This is a genomic window from Paenibacillus sp. J22P59, assembly GCF_059383895.1.
On record NZ_JBXENX010000003.1, the window covers coordinates 348,502 to 368,548 of the forward strand.

Genomic DNA, 20,047 nt, shown 5'->3' on the forward strand with positions numbered 1-20,047 from the left:
TCTTGGCGGGCTCTAACGAGGGTGGTACCGCGAGCTAATCCTTCTCGTCCCTTGGGGCTGGAAGGATTTTTTGTGTTTATTTTTAGACGTACGAAAGGGAGGAAAAGTTGTATGGTGAAGTGGGAAAAATTATCGTCAGAGCAGCAAGCGGAGGTTGAGCGCCAGCTTAGCGTCATCCGTCGTGGTGTCGTAGAAATTGTACCAGAGGATGAGCTAAGGGATAAACTCTCTAATTCGGTTGCTACAGGAACACCTCTCAAAGTAAAGCTAGGATTAGACCCATCTGCTCCGGACATCCATGTTGGACATACGGTAGTGCTTCATAAGCTGCGTCAGTTCCAATTGCTGGGGCATCAGATTCAGCTTATTATTGGAGATTTCACCGGACGTATCGGCGATCCGACAGGTAAATCGGAGACAAGAAAGCAACTGACGGAAGAAGATGTGAAGCGCAATGCGGAAACGTATCAGAAGCAGATTTATAAAATTCTAGATCCTGAAGCGACAAAAGTATATTACAACTCTTCTTGGCTTGCACCGTTGAACTTTGCTGATGTCGTCACTCTGGCTGCTAAAGTAACCGTTGCGAGAATGATGGAGAGAGATGATTTCACGAAGCGTTTCACAACGGGTCAGCCGATTAGCATACATGAGTTTTTCTATCCGCTTATGCAAGGCTATGACTCGGTTGCACTGGAAACCGATGTAGAGCTGGGCGGAACGGACCAGAAGTTTAATTTGCTGATGGGGCGGCCGCTTCAAAAGGAATATGGCAAATCCTCTCAGGTTGCGATTACGACACCATTGCTAGAGGGACTAGATGGCGTTAACAAAATGAGCAAAAGCTTAGGCAATTACATCGGTATAGATGAAGAGCCGAATGAAATCTATGGCAAGTCGATGTCGATACCTGATGAGCTAATGCTGAAATACTATGAGCTTGCGACAGATATTAGCAATGAAGCGCTTGAGGCATTGAAGGATGGCTTGCAGAATGGAACGGTGCATCCTCGTGATGCGAAGATGCAGCTCGCTGCAACATTTGTGCGGATGTACCATGGGGAAGAGGCTGCACAAGCAGCACAGCAGCATTTCATCACTGTATTCCAGCAGCGTGCACTCCCGACAGATATTGAGGAAATTGTCTTGGCTGAATCGGAATTGGACAATGGTGGAATACGCATCGTTAAGCTGTTAACGACGCTTGGGCTTCAGTCTTCCGTTAGCGAAGCGAAGAGAAGCATTCAACAAGGCGCTGTTCGTATTAATGAAGAGAAGCATTCTGATCCAGATGCGAGCGTTACCCCGCAAGATGGTGATGTCATTCAGGTGGGCAAACGGAAATTTGCAAAGGTGAAATTGGGCTAATATAGAAGAGAAACTTGCTGAATCGTGATGATTCGACAAGTTTCTCTTTTTTTTGAAACATATAGGCTATTCATGCGTAATAAATATAAACAATTCTACTAACATCTGGATTAGGAGATAGGGGGATGGAATTGGAACCAATATTTTTAGGCTGCTTGATTGGTGGGGTCTTGTACGCAATCATAAGCATTGTGTTCGGTGATTGGATCGGAGAAGTATTGGATGGGCTGTTTGATTTGGGTCAACCCTGGCTGCAGCCTACTACAGTGGTTGGTGGAATAACCGTATTTGGCGGTGCGGGACTTTTACTTGAGCAATATACAACGTTCGGCACTGCTGCCATCCTGCTGCTGGCCGTGCTCATTGCCGTAATAGGCGGAGGGGGCGTGTACTTTCTGTATGTTCGGCCAATGGAGCAAAGCGAGAATTCAGTGGCAATTTCGGTACAGGATTTGGCAGGCAAGCTTGCGGAGGTGCTTGTATCCATTCCGTCGACTGGCTATGGTGAAGTGCTGGTGAAGGCTGGGGCTGGATTCACGAATCAGATTGCAGCCAGTTTTAACGGCGAAGCAATTCCTCTTGGCTCCAGAGTTGTGATAATTGAAGTGAAAGACCATACACTTTATGTATCCAAGTTCGATGAACTATTGTAACCTTATTGTCCAAATAGAGAGGGGAAATTTTTGATGCCTGAATTTATTACTATTCCTGTCATTGTCGTTGCAGTATTCGTTGTTCTAGGTCTTGCTTTCTGGGCTCGGTATAAGACGGTTAGTCCAGATGAAGCGATGATCGTAACCGGTTCCTTTCTTGGTAGCCGTAATGTTCTTGTTGATGATACCGGCCGGCGAATCAAAATTGTTCGTGGAGGCGGCGCCTTTATTCTTCCTATTTTCCAAAAAGCAGAATTTCTTTCGTTGCTCTCTCATAAGCTGGATGTTTCTACACCAGAGGTATATACCGAGCAAGGCGTACCGGTTATGGCGGATGGCGTAGCGATCATCAAGATCGGCGGAATTGTTGAAGATGTTGCGACAGCCGCAGAGCAATTCATGGGCAAGTCGACGGAGGCTTTGAAGGGGGAGGCGCAGGAAGTGCTTGAAGGTCACCTGCGTGCGATCCTTGGATCAATGACGGTGGAGGAAGTCTATCGGAATCGTGATAAGTTTGCGCAAGAGGTGCAGGGTGTAGCAGCCAAGGATCTGAAGAAAATGGGGCTGCAAATCGTTTCCTTCACTATTAAAGATTTGCGAGATAATCATGGTTATCTGAGTGCGCTCGGTAAGCCGCGAATTGCCGCAGTTAAGAGAGATGCTGAGATCGCTGAAGCTGAGGCGGTTCGGGATTCAAGAATTAAGAAAGCGCTCGCTGAAGAAGAAGGGCAAAAAGCAGAGCTGCTCCGAGATACGAATATAGCGGAGGCCGAGAAAGAAAGAGAACTGAAGGTCGCTTCATTTAAAAGGGATCAGGATACGGCAAAGGCTGAAGCTGACCAAGCCTATGCGATACATGAGGCCCGCGCTAAGCAAAATGTTGTTGAGGAGCAAATGAAGGTAGAGCTTGTTCGTAAAGAACGTGAGATTGATCTAGAAGCTAAGGAAATATTGCGTCGTGAGAAGCAATATGACGCAGAAGTGAAGAAAAAAGCGGAAGCTGATCGCTATGCAGTAGAGCAAGCGGCGGAAGCAGATAAAACGAAACGGCTTCGTGAGGCAGATGCGGTACAATATAGAATTGAAGCCGAAGCTAAGGCATTGGCAGAGCAGAAGCGTCTTGATGGTATGGCTGTTGCCGATGCTGAGAGAGCAAAAGGTACGGCGGAGGCAGAGGTTATTCGCTTGATCGGCTTGGCAGAGGCAGAAGCAAAAGAGAAGCTCGCCCAAGCGTTCGAGAAATTCGGTGAAGCCGCTGTACTCGATATTATTGTTAAGATGCTGCCAGAGCTGGCAGGCAAGGTTGCAGATCCGATTAGAGCAATTGATAAGCTTACAGTTGTTGATACCGGGCATGGTGAAGGAGCTGCGCGCCTGAGCAATTATGTAACGTCCTTGATGGCAACCGCACCTGAGATGCTTAAGAGTGTATCCGGCATTGATGTTAATGCGTTGATGAAAGGATTAACCTCTAAGGGAGTATCCGCGGCGATTCCTCCTGTGAATACGCCAGAGTCGCTTGCTGCGGCGATGGCAGCTGCTAGCGCTGCGATTGAGGAAAAAGAATAAATCGCTTCAGACAAGAACGGGCTATCCTAAAAGTAGGTCTGCTCACTTGAAGAGGTGGCTCGCTTAATGAAAATTTGGTAAAAATTAAAGAAATGGCGATGCTAGGGGAATTATCCTGTACCGCCATTTCTTTTTTTTGGTCTATTTCTGTCTTCTTGAGCAAATTGTGGGAAGCAAAAGCCACCTGATCTTTTATCTAAATTCGATTCTCTGACATGGTATATCGAGCAATTGAAAAGGATTACGGCAATTTGAATATAATAATACAGTTGTCATACTGAGGGTGGTGTCTGAAGACTCTGCCATTACCGTGAGACTGGATTTCTTCTTCACTGACGCTGTCTTCTCGGATACCGTCTAGCTCCACTAGGAGCTTCCAATACAAAAGTCAGTCCATCGGGCTGAGTATGCTTGTGCATAGAAAATCTGCCTAAAGCCTCTCACTTATTTATTAAGAAGCTGGCTTTCGAACTAAACTAGTCTCCTGAAAAAGAAATGGCTATCCCAACTCCCAAGTTAGATAAGGAATGTCATGTATAATTTAATGAATACATTTGCTCTATCTCACTGCTCAGACAGGTAAAAAGGAGTAAAAGTGAAGTTATGTTCCCTAGTGGATAAGGTCGGTTTTCGACTACTGAATATAGCCTGCGTTATCTCCGATATGCCCCTAGATGAAGCCTGTTATTACGAAAAATGCTTCATAAAATAAGGTAAACTCCTCATATACTCCATCGGTAGCGTAAGGGATAAAGCTCCTAGAGTCTTAAGAGCAATAAGAGCAATAAGAGCAATAAGAGCAATAAGAGCAATAAGAGCAATAAGAGCAATAAGAGCAATAAGAGCAATAAGAGCAATAAGAGCAATAAGAGCAATAAGAGCGTTAAGCCTTGCTGCCTATAAAAATATCTGTAAAAGAAGGGGCAGTCCCAAAAGTTCTTCATGACTTTTGGGACTGCCCCTTCTTGTCTTTATTACAGGTATGACAGCAAAAAAAGAAGGACGCTCCATAAGGAGACGTCCTTCTTAAAGCTAGAATTAACGGCTGTAGAACTCGACGATTTGTTTCTCGTCGATATCTTGGGACAGCTCAGCGCGCTCAGGGAAGCGGATGTACTTACCTTCCATTGCTTGCTCGTTGAATTCCAGGTAGTTCGGAAGGTGATGACGACCTTCCATAGCTTCTTTAATTGCTTTCAGGCTGCGGCTGCGCTCGCGCAGGCCGATTACGTCGCCAAGGGAAACCGCATAAGAAGCGATGTCAACCTTTTTGCCGTTTACAGTTACGTGTCCGTGAGCTACCAGCTGACGTGCACCAGCACGGGAGTTGGAAAGACCAAGACGGTATACAAGGTTGTCCAGGCGGCTTTCAAGGAGAACCATGAAGTTTTCGCCGGCGATACCTTTCAATTTAGCTGCTCTGTCGAACAAGTTGCGGAATTGCTTCTCGTTCAAACCGTACATGTGGCGCAGCTTTTGTTTTTCTTGCAATTGAACGCCATAACCGCTCATTTTTTTGCGTTGGTTAGGGCCGTGTTGACCTGGAGGGAATGGACGTTTCAATTCTTTGCCAGTTCCGCTCAGGGAAATGCCGAGACGGCGGCTTAGTTTAAATTTAGGACCAGTATAACGTGACATGAGTTGTGTAACTCCTTCATTAATGGGATTTTTGAGTATGGGGTTGTGTTTCGCCGAATACGCTCGTGCTCGGAAGTCCGAGGCAAGATAAACAGTTCAGCCGCTGGATTATCAGTGACCGTATTTCTGAGGGTGACACAAAACCGTACGCCCATATATTCATCAATAAATATTATATGAAATGGGTAGTCATTGTCAAGGATAATCCCGCAGAAGCGTTAACAATAACTTAGAGAGTCGAAAGACCTAGATTCTGGATATTGAGTAGTGCAAATTTCTTAAAAATAAAGTATGATGAAAATATTATTATGCTCATCTCCTTGTTACACGTATGGAAGGGCTGGGTGATGCCAATGGCTGACCAATATGAAATTCATCAAGTCGAGGCTGACTTGCCCGTTGCTCACACGGAGGAGAATACGCCTGCGATATGGTTCAAGAACGAAGACATAACCGAGGCGGATGGTCCTTACTTGGCTCCGTTGCTCTTAGACAGCTTAAAGAGCTGGCAGGCAGAGTGGGATGGACAAGCTCTGTTTGAGAATGGGCTTTTTGTTCTTTATGATTGGGATTTGAATAAGATCGGTATGGCGGCTCATAATCCGGAGTCTACTTATTATAATGAAGCTTCAACGCTTGTTCAGCAGGTAGCCGCGACGGTAAGGGAGACGTTGCAGCCAGCTGCTGCTGCTGAGAATAAGATTCTAATCAATGCGGTGCCTATCCGGAAACGCTCAGATGGCTACCCATTTTCAATACTCGCTTATATAACAAGGGTCGATCATAGTGATGATCATGACTTAATTATACAGTTAAGCGCACTGCATTTCCGCAGCTGCTTTTATCGTCGATTTGAGCAAATCTATATCCAGGATTTATTGCTGCATCAGCAGCAGACGGAGAAGGAAGTAAGCAGACGGGATGAGCTGTTCTCTGCTGCCAAGCGATTGTATGATCAGTTTGATGTTGCTTCCGTACTAACGGAGATGCTTAACAGCTTGGAGCAGCTTTATCCTTGCTCGAAGGTCCAATTATATTTGTCACAGGATCATGTGAATGGCGATGCTCGGGTGAAGCCCCTTGTGTTCAAAAATGCTGCACATGATTTGGTAGCGAAGGCTTTCTTGGAAGGGCAGCCGGTTACGGATCAGGATCGTGAAGGAACGATAAGGCTTGCCGTACCAATGACAGGGAAGCAAGCTGCTTACGGCGTGCTCTGTATGACGATCAGCGCAGGAAGATGGGATGCAGCGGATATGCCGGCCTTTCTCCTGCTGGCGGATACGGCAGGATCAGCTTTTGAGAATGCCAAGCTGTACGAGCAGTCTAATCTGTTAATTGATGAACTAAGGCTCATTAATGAACTGACCAAGAGGCTGAATCAATCGCTGAAGCTGAAAGAGATTTTTCAGTTCGTTACGATGGAGCTTCTGAATATATTTGATGCCGATTATTGCTGTGTACTGCAATTAAACAAGGAAAAGAATCAGTTCATGGTCATGTCGAGCAATATACCGACCTTATCAAGCGAGCAGTTTTCTCCGGAGTACGGTTTTTGCGGCATGGTTTATCGTTCGAAGGAGCCATTAATTATTTCGGATTATTGGCATGGAAGAGTCGTTACTTCCAAGCTCATGGATAATACAAGCTCAAGATCGCTTATTGCTGCTCCTATTCTTGTGGATACAGAAGTTGTCGGTGTTATTATGGTTACCCATAAAACTGCTAATTTCTTTTCTTATGATAACTACAAGCTGCTTCAGGTAATGTCTACACATATCGGGCTAGCCATTACGAATGCTTCCTTGCATGCCGAGGTTCGGAGAATGGTCATAACGGATAATTTGACCAGTCTCTATGCGCGCCACTACTTGAATGAGCAGATTCAGAATCGCCAGCGCAAAGATCCACTCGGAGCGCTGATTCTTGTAGATATTGATCATTTCAAGCGAGTGAACGATACTTTCGGACATCAGGTAGGCGACCGGATTTTGGTCCAAGTAAGCAATATTATAAGAAACTGTATTAGGCAAGGTGACATCGCAGCACGATGGGGCGGAGAAGAGCTCGCAGTATACTTGCCAGGCATCAGAGCGGAGCAGGCTTATCGAATAGCTGAACGTATTCGAGCCCAGGTGGAAGCCGAGACGGATCCCGTTGTTACAGTATCTTGCGGAGTATCGGAATGGCTGTTCGAGGATGAGAAGATTAGTGTAGAATCGTTATTCTATCGGGCCGATATGGCGATGTATGAAGTGAAGAATAATGGAAGGAATGGTATTTGCGTAGGTTGAAATAAAGAACGACCGGGAGGGGCACATAGATGCTCCTCCTTTTTTTTCTGTCCACTTAAGAATAAGGAAGGGCAGAATCAGGGAGGATAGTGTTACATGTCTAATGATTCGGAGGGAATTCTTATGTCCAGATACTCAGCAACCACAATAGTGATCCTCTCTTGTTTAGCGCTGCTAATAGGGGGATGCGGCAATCGAAGCCGCACGCCGGAGGAATGGCTATCCTTATCAATTGCGGGTCTAGCCTCGACAGATCAGTATGCTTTTTCTGGACAAACGACCGTTTCAACCGCTGAAGGCTTAACGTTCAAGCCAATGGACTTTCAAGGGAAAGTAGTTGATCATGAATTGCTTGCTACGCAAACTAAGTCAGGCAATCAGTCAGAGTGGAGCCCTGCCAATATGCTGGGGCATATCAAGAAAGCAAATAAACAGGTAAGCTTTGCTGCATTGAAAGAGGATGATCTTGCTATTGTGAGGCTGCTTGTAGACGTTGACGACGCTGCTGCAGGCGAGCTATGGAAGCAACAGCTATCTGAGGAGCTTGAACGCTTGTCGGCCAGCACACCGCTTCGTGAAGGCCCTTACAAGCAGGAATGGATGCAGGAGCTCAATAAGTCGAGGGAGCAGCTGTCAGCTATGCTAGAAACGCTCCAAGTACAATCTCAGTATGAGCTGGTTGTAGATCGAGGAAGTCTTGTTCCTCTCAAACTCAACGAGCGGACGACTTTTTTGTATAAAATAGATAATCAGTCAAAAGAAGAGAAACGACGGACTGACGTATCGTTCGATTCTTTCAATGGGGCAGCAACAACTACGGTGCAATAGCGATTCAAACATGATACTATAATACAGTTAAATTATTAACGCAATAAAGGCGAACTAAATGGAGGTATGAGTAAATGCGTGATCCGAGAATTCAGAAGCTTGCTGAGAATTTAACCGGCTATTCCATTGATGTACAGCCTGGCGACAACGTATTGATTGAGATGATTGGTTCTGAGCGAGAGCTGTTGAAATGTATCATTGAAGAGGTTGCTAGGCGTGGAGGAAGACCATTCGTTCAGCTAAGCGACCGCGCCGTATTACGGTCTATGCTGCTTAATGCTACGAAAGAGCAGATGGAGCTGTGGGCTGCTCTTGACCTAGAGCGCATGAAGCAAATGCAAGGGTATATCGGTATTAGAGCCGGGGAGAATGTGAATGAACTGGCAGGCGTACCTGCTGATAAGATGCGGCTATACGAGCAATTATACCAGCATCCGGTACATATGGAGCAGCGCGTGAAAAAAACAAAATGGGTTGTGCTGCGTTACCCGAATGCATCGATGGCCCAACTGTCGAATCGCAGTACAGAAGCGTTCGAGGATTTTTATTTCGATGTATGCAATCTGGATTATGCGAAGATGGATCGAGCAATGGATCCGCTCCAAGAGCTGATGGAGAGAACGGATCGCGTTCGTATCGTGTCGCCTGGGACAGATCTTACCTTCTCAATAAAAGGCATAGGTGCGAAAAAATGCTCAGGACATCGGAATATTCCTGATGGGGAAGTATTCTCTGCACCTGTACGGGATTCAGTAAATGGGGTTATTACGTATAACTCTCCAAGTGTGTATGGAGGAACGACCTTCAACAATATTTCTTTCACTTTCGAGAATGGTAAGATCGTTAAGGCTACGAGCAATGATTCGACTCGCTTGAATGAGATTCTGGATACAGATGACGGGGCACGCCATATTGGCGAATTCGCTATCGGGTTTAATCCCCACATTCTTCATCCTATGAATGATATTCTATTCGATGAGAAAATAGCGGGCAGCCTCCACTTCACACCGGGACAGGCCTATGAAGAAACAGATAACGGCAACCGCTCTTCTATTCATTGGGATCTAGTTCTTATTCAGCGTCCAGAGTATGGCGGGGGAGAAATCTATTTCGACGACATTCTCATTCGCAAAGATGGACAATTCGTTATTCCGGAATTGACAGCATTAAATCCTGATCATTTAATATAATAATAATTTTGCCTCTTGCTCGTTAAGCGGTTTCAGGGTATTATGAGGTCATTAGGAAAGCTTTACTAAATTACTGGAGGGATTCCCCATGTCTAACAATGCAGCTATTGTAGAGATTTCACAAGCGGCTAGCCAATTCCGCTCATCCATTGTTCTTCAAGCCGATAACAAATATATTGATGTGAAAAGTATCCTTGGTCTATTTACAACGCTGGTAGGCGGTCACGCTTATGAGCTTCATGTACATGGTCCAGATGCCGAAGAAGCGAAAGCAGCTATGGCAGAAATTTTCTCGAAACATAATCTTAATGTTACTGTTGTTGCAGAATAATAACAGAATGGAATAAGAGAGAGCGCTTCTTCTTTTTGAAGAAGCGCTTTTCTGTTTTGTCCTTGTGTATTGGCTCTTTTTCGTCTAATATAAAGGGTATAGACGACGGCGGCTACGCGCACAGGGGGGATAACGATGTCTTCACCGGAAGTTACGGTTCAATTGCATGAGAAAGCACTTCGTCTCCTAACGGAAGATGCGAGTAAAATAGAAAAACTTATCGAAGTTCAGATGGAGAATTTGACGACACGTCACTGTCCCCTGTATGAGGAAGTATTAGATACGCAGATGTACGGCTTCTCGCGGGAGATTGACTTCGCAGTTCGCGCGGGTTTGATTACCGAGCAGAGCGGCAAGGAAATGTTGAGCAGATTAGAGCGCAACTTGGCTCAGCTGTATGAGGCATTGAATAAGAAGGAGTAGACTCGGATCGGAGTCTACTCCTTTTTTTTTGTGCGGATTATACTAAGTAGAAAGCTATGCCAAGAATGATATATACCATTAGAAGAAGGAACCCTTCGTACCAGTTCGTATTGCCATCGCGTGATACCGATTTGGCGATAAAGACGGATACACCAATCGCCGTTAGCTCAATCGGCGTAAATATAATATCCATCGTCTGCCCGAATAGCGTACTGAGGAGAATAAGAACCGGCGCTACGAACAAAGCAACTTGAAGGCTGCTGCCAATGGCGATCTCAACGGCGGCTCCGATCTTATTCTTCAAGGCGAGCATGACCGCTGCGCTGTGCTCAGCTGCATTGCCAACGATAGCGATAACGAATGCGCCTACGAACAGATCGGACAAGCCGAATCTCTCTGAGAAGGAATCGAGCGTATGAACGAGCCATTCACTTACGAAGGCTACCATGACGGTTGCGAGTACAAGGAATAGAATGGATGTTCGCTTCGACCATGCAGGCTCTTCGTCATGATCGGCATTCATCACCTTGTCTGCAAGCATATCTTTGTGCGTAATCATGGAGAATACAAGCCAAAATAAATAGGAGACAATAAGAATACCGGCAACAGCCAAGCTTAGAAATTGATCTTTCTCGAAGGAGAAATGCTCAGAAGCAACGAATATCGCTGGGACGAACAATCCAATAACCGCCATAACCATTAGAGTAGAGTTATGCTCTGCCAGTTGATTATTGAAATGCTGCTGTTTGTATTTAATCCCCCCTGCCAATAAGCTTAGACCGAGTACAAGGAGCAGGTTACCTATAATAGAACCGGTAATACTGGCCTTAACCATGTCGAATAGACCTTCTTTAACGAGGAATATAGCGATAATTAGCTCAGCGGCGTTCCCGAAGGTAGCATTCAAAAAACCGCCCAGCCTTTGTCCAGCGTAATGGGCTACGCTTTCTGTCGCTTTACCAAGAAAACCGGCGACGAATACGATCGTAATGGCTGATATAACAAATTGAAGCGTCATATCAAAATGAGCGTAATGTCCTATCGCACTGAGTGCAAACATAGCGATTAATCCACCATAAAATATTTTATTTCTCACATTACACCTCTTTTTCTCAAGATAGAGCCTATGAATAATATGTCCACATTTGACCAATCTGAAAACTTTCCCATAAATAATATGTATTTGTTGTGCGTTTTGCTCATGTCAAATGTTGCTTCGGCGTGTTCCTTCCAGTACAATAATGATATATGGCAAAATTGAGGAGTGGATATCATGACCGAGGACCTTCAAACAGGCATTATCCGTATTTCAGACGATGTAGTTGCAACGATTGCAGGACTCGCCGCGCTAGAGACTCCGGGCATTACCGCGATGTCAGGCGGAATTTCCGAAGGGCTGGCTAAACGGTTAAGCGGTAAAAACGTTCAAAAAGGCGTTTCTGTCGAAGTAGGCCAGTTAGAAGCGGCTATAGATTTGAGAATTATCGTACATTATGGCATTCCGATTCAAGAGGTTTGTCGCCAATTGCAATTAAACGTTCGTGAAGCAGTCGAGAATATGACTGGTTTGCATGTGGTTGAAGTCAATATTAAGGTAGAGGGCGTTGCCTTCAAGGAAGAAGAACCAATTGAAGAACCAAATAGACTGAAGTAGGCTGCACATACACATACTGCTCAACAACAAAAAACGATACATCCTCTGCTTGAGTGATGTATCGTTTTTTGTCGTTTATCGAAGCAAGGTCGGCTTGAATGGCTTGTTGTTAGCCGGTTTGCGTCCGGGCTTATCCGGTTTATTGGATTCTCGTGAAATACTTAGCAGGATGCCAACCCCCATCAGACAGACTAGCAGAGATGAGCCTCCATAACTGATGAACGGAAGCGTAACCCCTGTTAATGGAATCGTATTGGTTACACCGCCAATGTTGATAAAAGCTTGAATGCCGATTAGACCGATAATCCCTACACCTACAATCGTTCCATATTGATCAGGGCAACGAAGAGCCACGATCAGGCCGCGCCATAAGAAGATAAGGTAGAATAACAGGAATAACGTAGCCCCAATAAAACCGAATTCCTCAGCAATAACAGGGAAGATGAAGTCATTATAAGGATATTCCAGATAATGAAGCTTCTGCACGCTTTCGCCGAATCCCGCTCCTGTAAGCCCTCCATGCCCTAGTGCCTGCAAGGAGGAAACGAGATGAAAACCGGTATTTTGTTTATCCGCAAGCGGATCTAGAAAGGCTGTAAAACGATCAATACGGTAACCCCATGCTTTTGGCGATACAATCATGGATATGCTGACGATAACCGCACAAACAATTGCGAGTAAAGAGCCTGTCAGAAACACTTGCTTTAGATTGGCTCCTCCAGCAAATATCATTATCGAAGCGCATAGGGTAAGCACCAGGCAGGAGCCTAAGTCCGGCTGCATCATGATGAGTCCGCAAAATACGCCTATAATGATAATGACGGGAAGAAGACCTCGTTTGAAATCACGGAAGGTCTCCCCCTTTTTGGCAATCAGTGTTCCAATATAGAGAATGAGGGCCAGCTTGGCGGGCTCGGTTGGCTGGATGCCGAGAGGGCCCAGTTGAAGCCAGCTGCTTGCTCCATTTACCTCTTTTGTGAATGGAACGATCATTAGCATGATAATGACTGGAATGAGAAAAAAGATAAAGCCTTTTTTGTATATTTTGTAAGGTAAATTCATTAGAAACAGCATAGCGAAGACACCAAGTGCAGCAAAAACCAACTGTTTCTTCGTGAAATACAGCGGATCATTCCCAAAGTTTTTGTTAAGAAGAGCGATGTTGGAGCTCGCGCTGAACACCATCACGAGCCCGAACCCGACCAATAACAGAGTCAAGATGAGAAGCAGAAAGTCCGGTCTTCCACGGCTGCTATTCTGCGGTTTCCTCATATTAAGAGAGGAGCTGTTGCAGCTCTTGCAGCCTTTGGTTAGCTGTGTTCATAATGGGTTGCGGGATAGGGGACTCATACTCAAGACCATGCGGGAAGGTTGCTCTTCCGATATAGACGTCCTCAATAACAAGTATAGCGTTAGGGGATTCGAGCTTTCCTTCCACTGCACGAGTGCTGATACGCAAGAAGTATTCTGAGCTGGTCGTATGATCCTCAATTTTCAAATCGTATGTAGCGCGGTAGTATTCCCACTGCCAACGGACGAAGCCGGTCTTTTCTGCTGAGTCATCCAGATGAGCCAAATCGCTTTTAACACCGTTGAGACCGGTATTTTCAATAATCATGGTAGTTTCCTCCTAATAGTTTTGCGCTGTATGCTCGGTATATGAAGCACACGCTGACATAATGTGTAGTAATAAAGTTGAACATTCTTTTCCCATGATAGTATGTTTCCCCAGTCAGTGCAAGCCTTACTCCAATGGATGCTGCAATATCAGCTTCCTATAAGAGGCGCTATTCTGTTAATATGGAATGAAAAGGAGGTTTGCATAAAAAATGAAGACAAACGGCCATATCAGGGAGCAGTTGAACCGCCTTTATCCGGATATGATCCGGTGGCGCAGATATCTCCATCAGAATCCAGAACTGTCCTTTCATGAAGTGCAAACATCCAAATGGATCGCGGATCAGTTGAAACAAATCGGCTGCGAGGTTCGAGAGGGAGTGGGCGGACACGGTCTGATCGTTTCTATTATAGGAGATCAGCCAGGCCCAGTCGTGGCGCTCCGTGCAGACATCGACGCACTTCCTATACAAGATGAGAAGACCTGCGAGTATGCGTCCAAGGTGCCGGGCATTATGCATGCCTGCGGGCATGATGGGCATACAGCTGCCCTTCTGGCAGCAGCCAGCTATTATCAGGAGAATAGGTCTGGCTTGGCGGGAGAGAGAAGGCTGCTCTTCCAGCCGGCAGAAGAGGTTACCCCTGGAGGGGCGCTTAATATGATTAGAGACGGAGCTCTGGACGGGGTTGAGGCAGTCTATGGTGTTCATCTCTGGACGCCATTGCCTTATGGGCAAGCCGCGACTCGCGCAGGTGCATTCATGGCAGCCGCAGATGAATTTACGATTGATTTGATCGGCAAGGGCGGACATGGCGGCATGCCGCACGAAACAGTGGACAGCATTGTCGTTGGAGCTGCACTCGTACAAGCTGTGCAGTCGATTGTCAGCCGCAACGTCAATCCGCTGCAGCCGTCAGTCGTCACGATTGGTTCATTCCAAGCTGGAACGACCAATAACGTAATTGCTGAACGGTGCAGAATGAAGGGAACGGTTCGAGCGTTTGATGAGCAGACCCGCCATCTAATTCATAAGCGATTGGAAGCCATTATTCGCCATACCTGCAGCATGTACGGTGCGCAGTATGAATACAACATGAGAATTGGCTATCCTCCTGTTGTGAATGATGAGCGGGAAGCAGAGAGATTCTTCCGTGTTGCTGAAGGGATATTCAACAGCGAGGATATCATTCGAACAGAGCCTATTATGATTGCGGAGGACTTCTCCTATTATCTTGAGAAAGTAAGAGGCTGCTTCATGTTCGTAGGGGCTGGCAATGATTCAATTGGGGCAAGCTATGCCCATCATCATGGGAAATTTGATATTGACGAGCGTGCGATGCTGTATTCTGCTGAACTGCTGATTCGTATGGCGGAGGATTATGCAAGCTGAATAACCGCAGCAAGCAAGGGGATGCTAAGGTCGAATTCATGAAGCTAGGGAAGCATGGAGGGAATCTTGATTGAGCAAACTTGTCAAACATGTGATGTCCACAGACTGCGTGACAGCTACCTTACAGGATAATGTATATGAGCTTGCTGTATTAATGAAGAAGCATAATATTGGCTTTGTTCCTATCGTAGATGGAAGCAGTCTCATTGGGGTTGTTACGGATCGGGACTTGGTTGTAAAGGGCTATGCCGAAAAGCATTCAGGCTCTACAGCGGTTGAGACGGTCATGACAAAAAATATTGACATCATTCATCCGGAAGCAACAGCAGAGGAAGCGATCAAAGCAATGGCCTCCCATCAAATACGCCGTCTGCCGGTTGTAGATAACGGAAGGCTGGTAGGTATTCTAGCGCTTGGAGATTTGGCGGTCAGAGAAACCTTCGTCAAGGAAGCAGGCGAAGCATTGAATGAAATATCAGAGCCTGCCCATTCCTAATCGGAATGAAGGGATCAAGCGGAATTGTCTTACGCATTTGCGGAGCGATTCCGCTTTTTTGGCATAAAAAATCAGGGATATCTTCATACTGTGAAGAAAGAGGCTGGCAGATGAGGAGGAATAAAGTTGGTAGAGCCCCATAATGGCCCATTGATTCTTCAATCCGACATGACTATTCTGCTCGATTACGAGCATGCTCTGTCCGAGGCAGCTCGAGAAGGGCTGTCCCTATTTGCAGAACTGATCAAGCGGCCCGGCAATTGGCATACCTATCAAATGACAGCGATGTCTCTCTGGAATGCAGCTGCTGTCGGGATGAGCGCGGAAGCGATTATCGCCATTCTGGAGAGGTATGCACGCTATGGTATCCCAGGTTATGTGGAGATGATGATTCGCAAGCTGGTTGAGCGTTATGGCAAGCTATGGCTAGAGATGGATGAGGCTAAGCTGTTGCTGCGAGGGAGTCCAGACCTGATTGATGAATTATCTGCCCATTCATCGATGTCAGAGTATGTAGTCGAGCTGCAGGGAAATGGTTGCATCGAGGTAAGAGCGGAGCTTCGTGGACAAATTAAACAACAGTTAATTAAGCTAGGGTATCCGGTTATAGATGTGGCTGGGTATCATAGTGGGGAGATGCTTCCTGTACATTTGCGCTCGCAGACTGTAAAGGGCAACTCTTTTTCATTAAGGGCTTATCAGCGCTCCGCTGTGGAACAGTTCTACAAGGAGGGCACGCTGCAGGGCGGGAGCGGGGTTATTGTCTTGCCCTGCGGTGCAGGCAAAACCATCGTTGGCATTGCGGCACTAGCTAAGCTCAGCAGCGCAACCTTGATCCTTACTTCAAACGCTACATCGGTCAGACAATGGAAGGATGAAATAGTGGACAAGACTTCCTTAGAGCCTTCGGAGGTCGGTGAATATACAGGAGCAACAAAGCAGGTTCGGCCCGTTACGATTGCTACCTATCAAATTTTGACTCATCGCAAATCCAAAACAGAGTCCTACAATCATATGAAGCTGTTCTCTGAGCGAGATTGGGGGCTCATTATTTATGACGAGGTGCATTTGCTTCCAGCGCCAGTCTTTCGGATAACGGCAAATATTCAAGCGACGAGGCGATTAGGGCTTACAGCAACGTTGATTAGGGAGGATGGCTGTGCGGAGGATGTGTTCTCACTTATCGGGCCTAAGCAATTTGACCTGCAGTGGAAGTCTGTTGAAGCGGAGGGCCATATTGCTTCTGTGAAATGCACAGAAATAAGGGTTCCGCTCGATCAAGGCGTATCCGAGCTGTATAGGTTCGCCGAGAATCGGGCAAAGCTGCGGCTTGCGGCTGAGAATCCAGGCAAGCTGAGCGTAGTGAGGCAGCTGCTTCACAGGCATGAAGGAATACCTACCCTTATTATCGGGCAGTACTTAGAGCAGCTGCACTCGGTATCCGAATCGTTGAATGTGCCTGTAATTACAGGCAAGCTGGGACAGCAAGAAAGGCAGCGTCTGTATGAGCAGTTCAAATCAGGAGATATACCAGTGCTTGCTGTATCTAAGGTTGCGAATTTTGCAGTTGATCTGCCGGATGCGGCAGTGGCTATTCAAATATCGGGCAGTTATGGCTCCAGGCAAGAGGAGGCGCAGCGAATCGGCCGAATTTTGCGCCCAAAGACAGGCAAGAATGAAGCTTGGTTCTACACGATCGTTACTGATGAGACGAATGAGATTGATTTTGCAGCTAGAAGACAAATGTTCATGGTAGAACAGGGGTACAGCTATGACCTTGAAAAACGTTGATCAAGAGGCGGTTGCGTTGTCTGTTGCACATATAGCTGCACAACTGCCCGTGCATAGGCAAGAGCAATTTATGCAAGAATCCGTATGGAGAGAAGCGGCGAAGCAAGGTGATGCTTGGCCGGCCGCTATTCTGGACAAGCGCTCTATAGAAGCAGCTATTGGACAGATGGATACGGCTGCCGCTGCTGTTTTGAGAGCTATTTACATCGAGTTCGGTATGTGTTGCTTTTATGAAGAGCAATTATTCAAGCTAGGCTCACTTCGTGCCAAGCTGGCTGGAGCGGAGCTTCGTTACGGATTTGCACAGTTGTATCGAGCAGGGATTTTGTTTGCTATCCGCAAATCATGGGGGGAGCGGCATTATTTTATCCCAAAGGATTGCTTTGCGGTATGGCAGCCATTGTTGTTTCCCAGCAGAGTTAATCCCCTTCAGCAGGATCGTACAGCGCTGAGCGGATTAGAAATGACGAGAGCGATGAATCAACCTTTGGGCAGACAGCTGCTTGTCGCTTTTTCCATGCTGTCACAGTGTGGGTTAGAGCAGACCTCCAAGGGTATTCTCCCGAAAAAAACAATGGCAAAGGTTATGCAAGCCTTTGAGGTTACGGAGCAAGCTCTAGCTCTTTTTTGTTTGGAATATAAAAAGAAAGAGCAGTACCCATTGCTGCTCGCCTTCCTTCTGGAACTAGGTATTCGCTCTCGAATACTTGAAGCAGGGGCAGGACAACTGCGATGGAATGAGCAGGAGCTTGCAGGATGGCTTGCCCTGCCGAATTCCCGTCGGGAAGCTCAGCTTCATCATTGGTGCAAGGATATGCTGCCTGTCTCCAATCCAAAGCTGGCTCATGCCGCTATTGCCCTTCAGGAATTAATTCCAGACAGCTGGTACTTGGAAGAGGATATTTCGGCTTATCTTCATGAGGTTGGCTTTGCTGCTCATAAGGACAGGGGCGGCGTGGAGTGGACGTTCTGGCTCGAAACGCTTCATGCCTTTGGATGGTTAGAGAGGGCTAGCTCTGCGAGAGGAAAGGTTCTGAAATGGGTAGTACATGTTACGGACACTTCTGATGCTGCGGCACAGATGGAGCCGGTCGTCATTGAACCAAACGGGGATATTATGCTAATGGCGAATAGCGATAATCGAATCCGCTGGGAGCTGGAGCTGATTGCGGATCGCAAGGCAGATGATTGGATGACGGTCTACCAGCTAAGTGCCAACTCGATAGCTAGAGCATTAGGGGAAGGAAGAACGAGCGGTTCTATTCAAGCCTTTCTGCTTGAAGCATCGGGAAGCAAGGAGCTTCCCTTCCCCGTTATAGTCTCTGTAGAGACGTGGTGCCAACGAGCGGAGCAATCGAAGAAAGCACTAAGGAAGCCGCAGACTTATCCTTACATCGAACGATTACATCATGCTGCGCCTATGAGGAGAGCAATTGTTGAGGTTTCACACCTGAATGAAGAGGCAGCCTGGCAGCGTTATGAACTAATTACGGAAAATGATGTGGAATTAATGGACTATTATCCTGCACTCGAACAGATTCCATCAAGCTGGCTGCAGCAGCTTCGAGGGTATCATGATTCCACAAGGAGAGAAATGCTCGAGCAGGCTATGAACTGGCAGACTACGGTTCAACTGTGTATGAGAGAGGGAATACGTGACTTTGTCCCAATCAGGCTAGAGCCAGAAGGAAAGGGGTGGGCCGTATCTGGCAGATTGCGACTGGAGCAGCAGGAATGTGAGATCAGGCTTACGCCAGATATGTGGGAGGAAATGAAGCTTGTCGTTCCCGGGATAAACGGTTTTGTGTAAAAATGTATCTATTGGTTCTAGGAGTATGATATGATAGTAAGGAAGTAAGCGAATAAGAAGAGGTGGACAAATGCCTACTACCACAATGATTCAGACGGAGCATCCGTACGGTGATGGCGGCGTTTCTTCGCTGGATATGGCGTCGCTGCTGCTATGTGCTTATGAATTGGGCGATTGGATTAATGAGTCGGCGGAAGTTGCCGAGTATTTATATTGGAAAGAAGCTGTTAACGAGGATGGACAAGTCAAGCAATTGACTAAGCAATTTGATAAAGCTAAGGAATTGTTCTCCGAGTGTCAGCGGTTTGGGAGATTCCATCCGGATTATAATTCCGCGAAGGATAAGGTGAAGGCGATTGAGCGCGAGCTTGATCAGATTGATGCCGTACGCCAATTCAAGTTAGCGGAGCAAGCAGTCGATACGATGCTCTTTGATGTATCAAGGACAATTGCAGAATCCGTATCGGATACCATTAAAGTTCCGAGTAATGAAGGGAAGTCGGGCGGCTGTGGAAGCGGCGGCTCTTGCGGTTGCGGAAGCGGTGGCTGCGGTTAGTTAATAGCAGATGGGACGGGAGGAAGAGATATTGTTACCGGAACGAACGGGTTACATTATATGGGTCAGCGATCTTAAAGCGGCCAGAGTATTAGAGAAATATGGCACCGTTCATTATATGTCACGCAAAATGCATTACGTTGTTATTTATATGAATGCGGAGCGAGCGGAAGATACCATGAAAAATATCGGACGGCTTCCTTTCGTCCGTAGGATTGAACGGTCCTATCGTAATGAAATTAAAACCGAATACAGCAAAGATATGGATGATAAAACGAGATTTTATAGTATGTAGTAATACAGTTCAATAGAGAAAGAAGATCGTTTGAAGCCAGCAGTATTTGGCATGAAACGATCTTCTTTTTAATAAAGATATCCATAATGTCCCAATAATGGGTTTGGATTCAGCCTGGGTTGAAATATCGGACAATCATGGTA

General features: G+C 46.3%; 19 protein-coding genes and 1 other annotated feature (1 of these 20 cut by a window edge). Of the genes, 15 read left to right on the plus strand and 4 right to left on the minus strand.

Annotation, left to right across the window (positions count from 1 at the left end; genetic code table 11):
• Positions 1 to 55 (plus strand) — a binding site (T-box leader) (it extends 204 nt beyond the left edge of the window).
• A gap of 59 nt (positions 56 to 114) precedes the next feature.
• The 3 genes from tyrS (at position 115) to floT (ending at position 3,590) form a co-directional block, all read left to right on the plus strand.
• The gene (gene tyrS, locus AC50YO_RS06950; protein WP_494845310.1) at positions 115 to 1,368 is read left to right on the plus strand and encodes a tyrosine--tRNA ligase; all 1,254 of its coding nucleotides are present in this window, start codon (positions 115 to 117) and stop codon (positions 1,366 to 1,368) included.
• A 125-nt stretch (positions 1,369 to 1,493) separates the two neighbouring features.
• Positions 1,494 to 2,021 (plus strand): NfeD family membrane protein, encoded by a 528-nt coding sequence (locus tag AC50YO_RS06955; RefSeq protein ID WP_494844943.1) that lies wholly within the window; start codon positions 1,494 to 1,496, stop codon positions 2,019 to 2,021.
• 33 nt (positions 2,022 to 2,054) lie between these two features.
• Positions 2,055 to 3,590, plus strand: coding sequence for a flotillin lipid rafts scaffold protein FloT (gene floT / locus AC50YO_RS06960; RefSeq protein WP_494844945.1), 1,536 nt, complete (start codon positions 2,055 to 2,057; stop codon positions 3,588 to 3,590).
• Between the two features lie 1,038 nt (positions 3,591 to 4,628).
• Here floT and rpsD read toward each other — a convergent pair.
• The gene (rpsD, locus tag AC50YO_RS06965) at positions 4,629 to 5,228 is read right to left on the minus strand and encodes a 30S ribosomal protein S4 (RefSeq protein WP_494844947.1); all 600 of its coding nucleotides are present in this window, start codon (positions 5,226 to 5,228) and stop codon (positions 4,629 to 4,631) included.
• 320 nt (positions 5,229 to 5,548) lie between these two features.
• Between rpsD and AC50YO_RS06970 the strand changes: the two genes are divergently transcribed.
• The 5 genes from AC50YO_RS06970 (at position 5,549) to AC50YO_RS06990 (ending at position 10,294) form a co-directional block, all read left to right on the plus strand.
• On the plus strand, positions 5,549 to 7,522 hold the full coding sequence (locus tag AC50YO_RS06970; RefSeq protein WP_494844950.1) for a sensor domain-containing diguanylate cyclase: 1,974 nt from the start codon (positions 5,549 to 5,551) through the stop codon (positions 7,520 to 7,522).
• A 96-nt stretch (positions 7,523 to 7,618) separates the two neighbouring features.
• Complete coding sequence (locus AC50YO_RS06975) at positions 7,619 to 8,350, plus strand: hypothetical protein (protein WP_494844955.1); 732 nt, start codon at positions 7,619 to 7,621, stop codon at positions 8,348 to 8,350.
• 74 nt (positions 8,351 to 8,424) lie between these two features.
• Complete coding sequence (locus tag AC50YO_RS06980) at positions 8,425 to 9,540, plus strand: aminopeptidase (RefSeq protein ID WP_494844957.1); 1,116 nt, start codon at positions 8,425 to 8,427, stop codon at positions 9,538 to 9,540.
• Positions 9,541 to 9,628: 88 nt separating this feature from the next.
• Positions 9,629 to 9,871, plus strand: a complete 243-nt coding sequence (locus tag AC50YO_RS06985) for an HPr family phosphocarrier protein (RefSeq protein ID WP_494844960.1) — start codon at positions 9,629 to 9,631, stop codon at positions 9,869 to 9,871.
• Positions 9,872 to 10,006: 135 nt separating this feature from the next.
• A complete protein-coding gene (locus tag AC50YO_RS06990; protein ID WP_494844964.1) occupies positions 10,007 to 10,294 on the plus strand; it encodes an Fpa/YlaN family protein in 288 nt (95 codons plus the stop codon).
• Positions 10,295 to 10,331: 37 nt separating this feature from the next.
• Here the strand turns inward: AC50YO_RS06990 and cax are convergent, their stop codons facing one another.
• Complete coding sequence (gene cax / locus AC50YO_RS06995) at positions 10,332 to 11,390, minus strand: calcium/proton exchanger (protein ID WP_494844967.1); 1,059 nt, start codon at positions 11,388 to 11,390, stop codon at positions 10,332 to 10,334.
• Between the two features lie 177 nt (positions 11,391 to 11,567).
• On the opposite strand from cax, the gene AC50YO_RS07000 reads away from it, so the two are divergent.
• Positions 11,568 to 11,948 (plus strand): Asp23/Gls24 family envelope stress response protein, encoded by a 381-nt coding sequence (locus tag AC50YO_RS07000; protein WP_494844970.1) that lies wholly within the window; start codon positions 11,568 to 11,570, stop codon positions 11,946 to 11,948.
• 75 nt (positions 11,949 to 12,023) lie between these two features.
• On the opposite strand, the gene ftsW is transcribed toward AC50YO_RS07000, so the two are convergent.
• Positions 12,024 to 13,220, minus strand: a complete 1,197-nt coding sequence (gene ftsW / locus AC50YO_RS07005; RefSeq protein ID WP_494844974.1) for a putative lipid II flippase FtsW — start codon at positions 13,218 to 13,220, stop codon at positions 12,024 to 12,026.
• A gap of 1 nt (position 13,221) precedes the next feature.
• Positions 13,222 to 13,566, minus strand: coding sequence for a YugN family protein (locus AC50YO_RS07010; protein WP_494844977.1), 345 nt, complete (start codon positions 13,564 to 13,566; stop codon positions 13,222 to 13,224).
• Between the two features lie 211 nt (positions 13,567 to 13,777).
• Here AC50YO_RS07010 and AC50YO_RS07015 point away from each other — a divergent pair, with 211 nt between their 5' ends.
• The 6 genes from AC50YO_RS07015 (at position 13,778) to AC50YO_RS07040 (ending at position 19,904) form a co-directional block, all read left to right on the plus strand.
• Positions 13,778 to 14,956, plus strand: a complete 1,179-nt coding sequence (locus AC50YO_RS07015) for an amidohydrolase (protein WP_494844980.1) — start codon at positions 13,778 to 13,780, stop codon at positions 14,954 to 14,956.
• Positions 14,957 to 15,026: 70 nt separating this feature from the next.
• Complete coding sequence (locus AC50YO_RS07020; protein WP_494844985.1) at positions 15,027 to 15,452, plus strand: CBS domain-containing protein; 426 nt, start codon at positions 15,027 to 15,029, stop codon at positions 15,450 to 15,452.
• Between the two features lie 168 nt (positions 15,453 to 15,620).
• Positions 15,621 to 17,243 (plus strand): DNA repair helicase XPB, encoded by a 1,623-nt coding sequence (locus AC50YO_RS07025; protein ID WP_494845312.1) that lies wholly within the window; start codon positions 15,621 to 15,623, stop codon positions 17,241 to 17,243.
• The gene (locus tag AC50YO_RS07030) at positions 17,224 to 19,053 is read left to right on the plus strand and encodes a helicase-associated domain-containing protein (RefSeq protein WP_494844990.1); all 1,830 of its coding nucleotides are present in this window, start codon (positions 17,224 to 17,226) and stop codon (positions 19,051 to 19,053) included. Before AC50YO_RS07025 ends, AC50YO_RS07030 begins: the two co-directional genes overlap by 20 nt.
• Positions 19,054 to 19,123: 70 nt before the next feature.
• Positions 19,124 to 19,609 (plus strand): YlbF/YmcA family competence regulator, encoded by a 486-nt coding sequence (locus AC50YO_RS07035; RefSeq protein ID WP_494844993.1) that lies wholly within the window; start codon positions 19,124 to 19,126, stop codon positions 19,607 to 19,609.
• 31 nt (positions 19,610 to 19,640) lie between these two features.
• Positions 19,641 to 19,904, plus strand: a complete 264-nt coding sequence (locus AC50YO_RS07040) for a YlbG family protein (RefSeq protein WP_494844996.1) — start codon at positions 19,641 to 19,643, stop codon at positions 19,902 to 19,904.
• Positions 19,905 to 20,047: the final 143 nt, after the last annotated feature.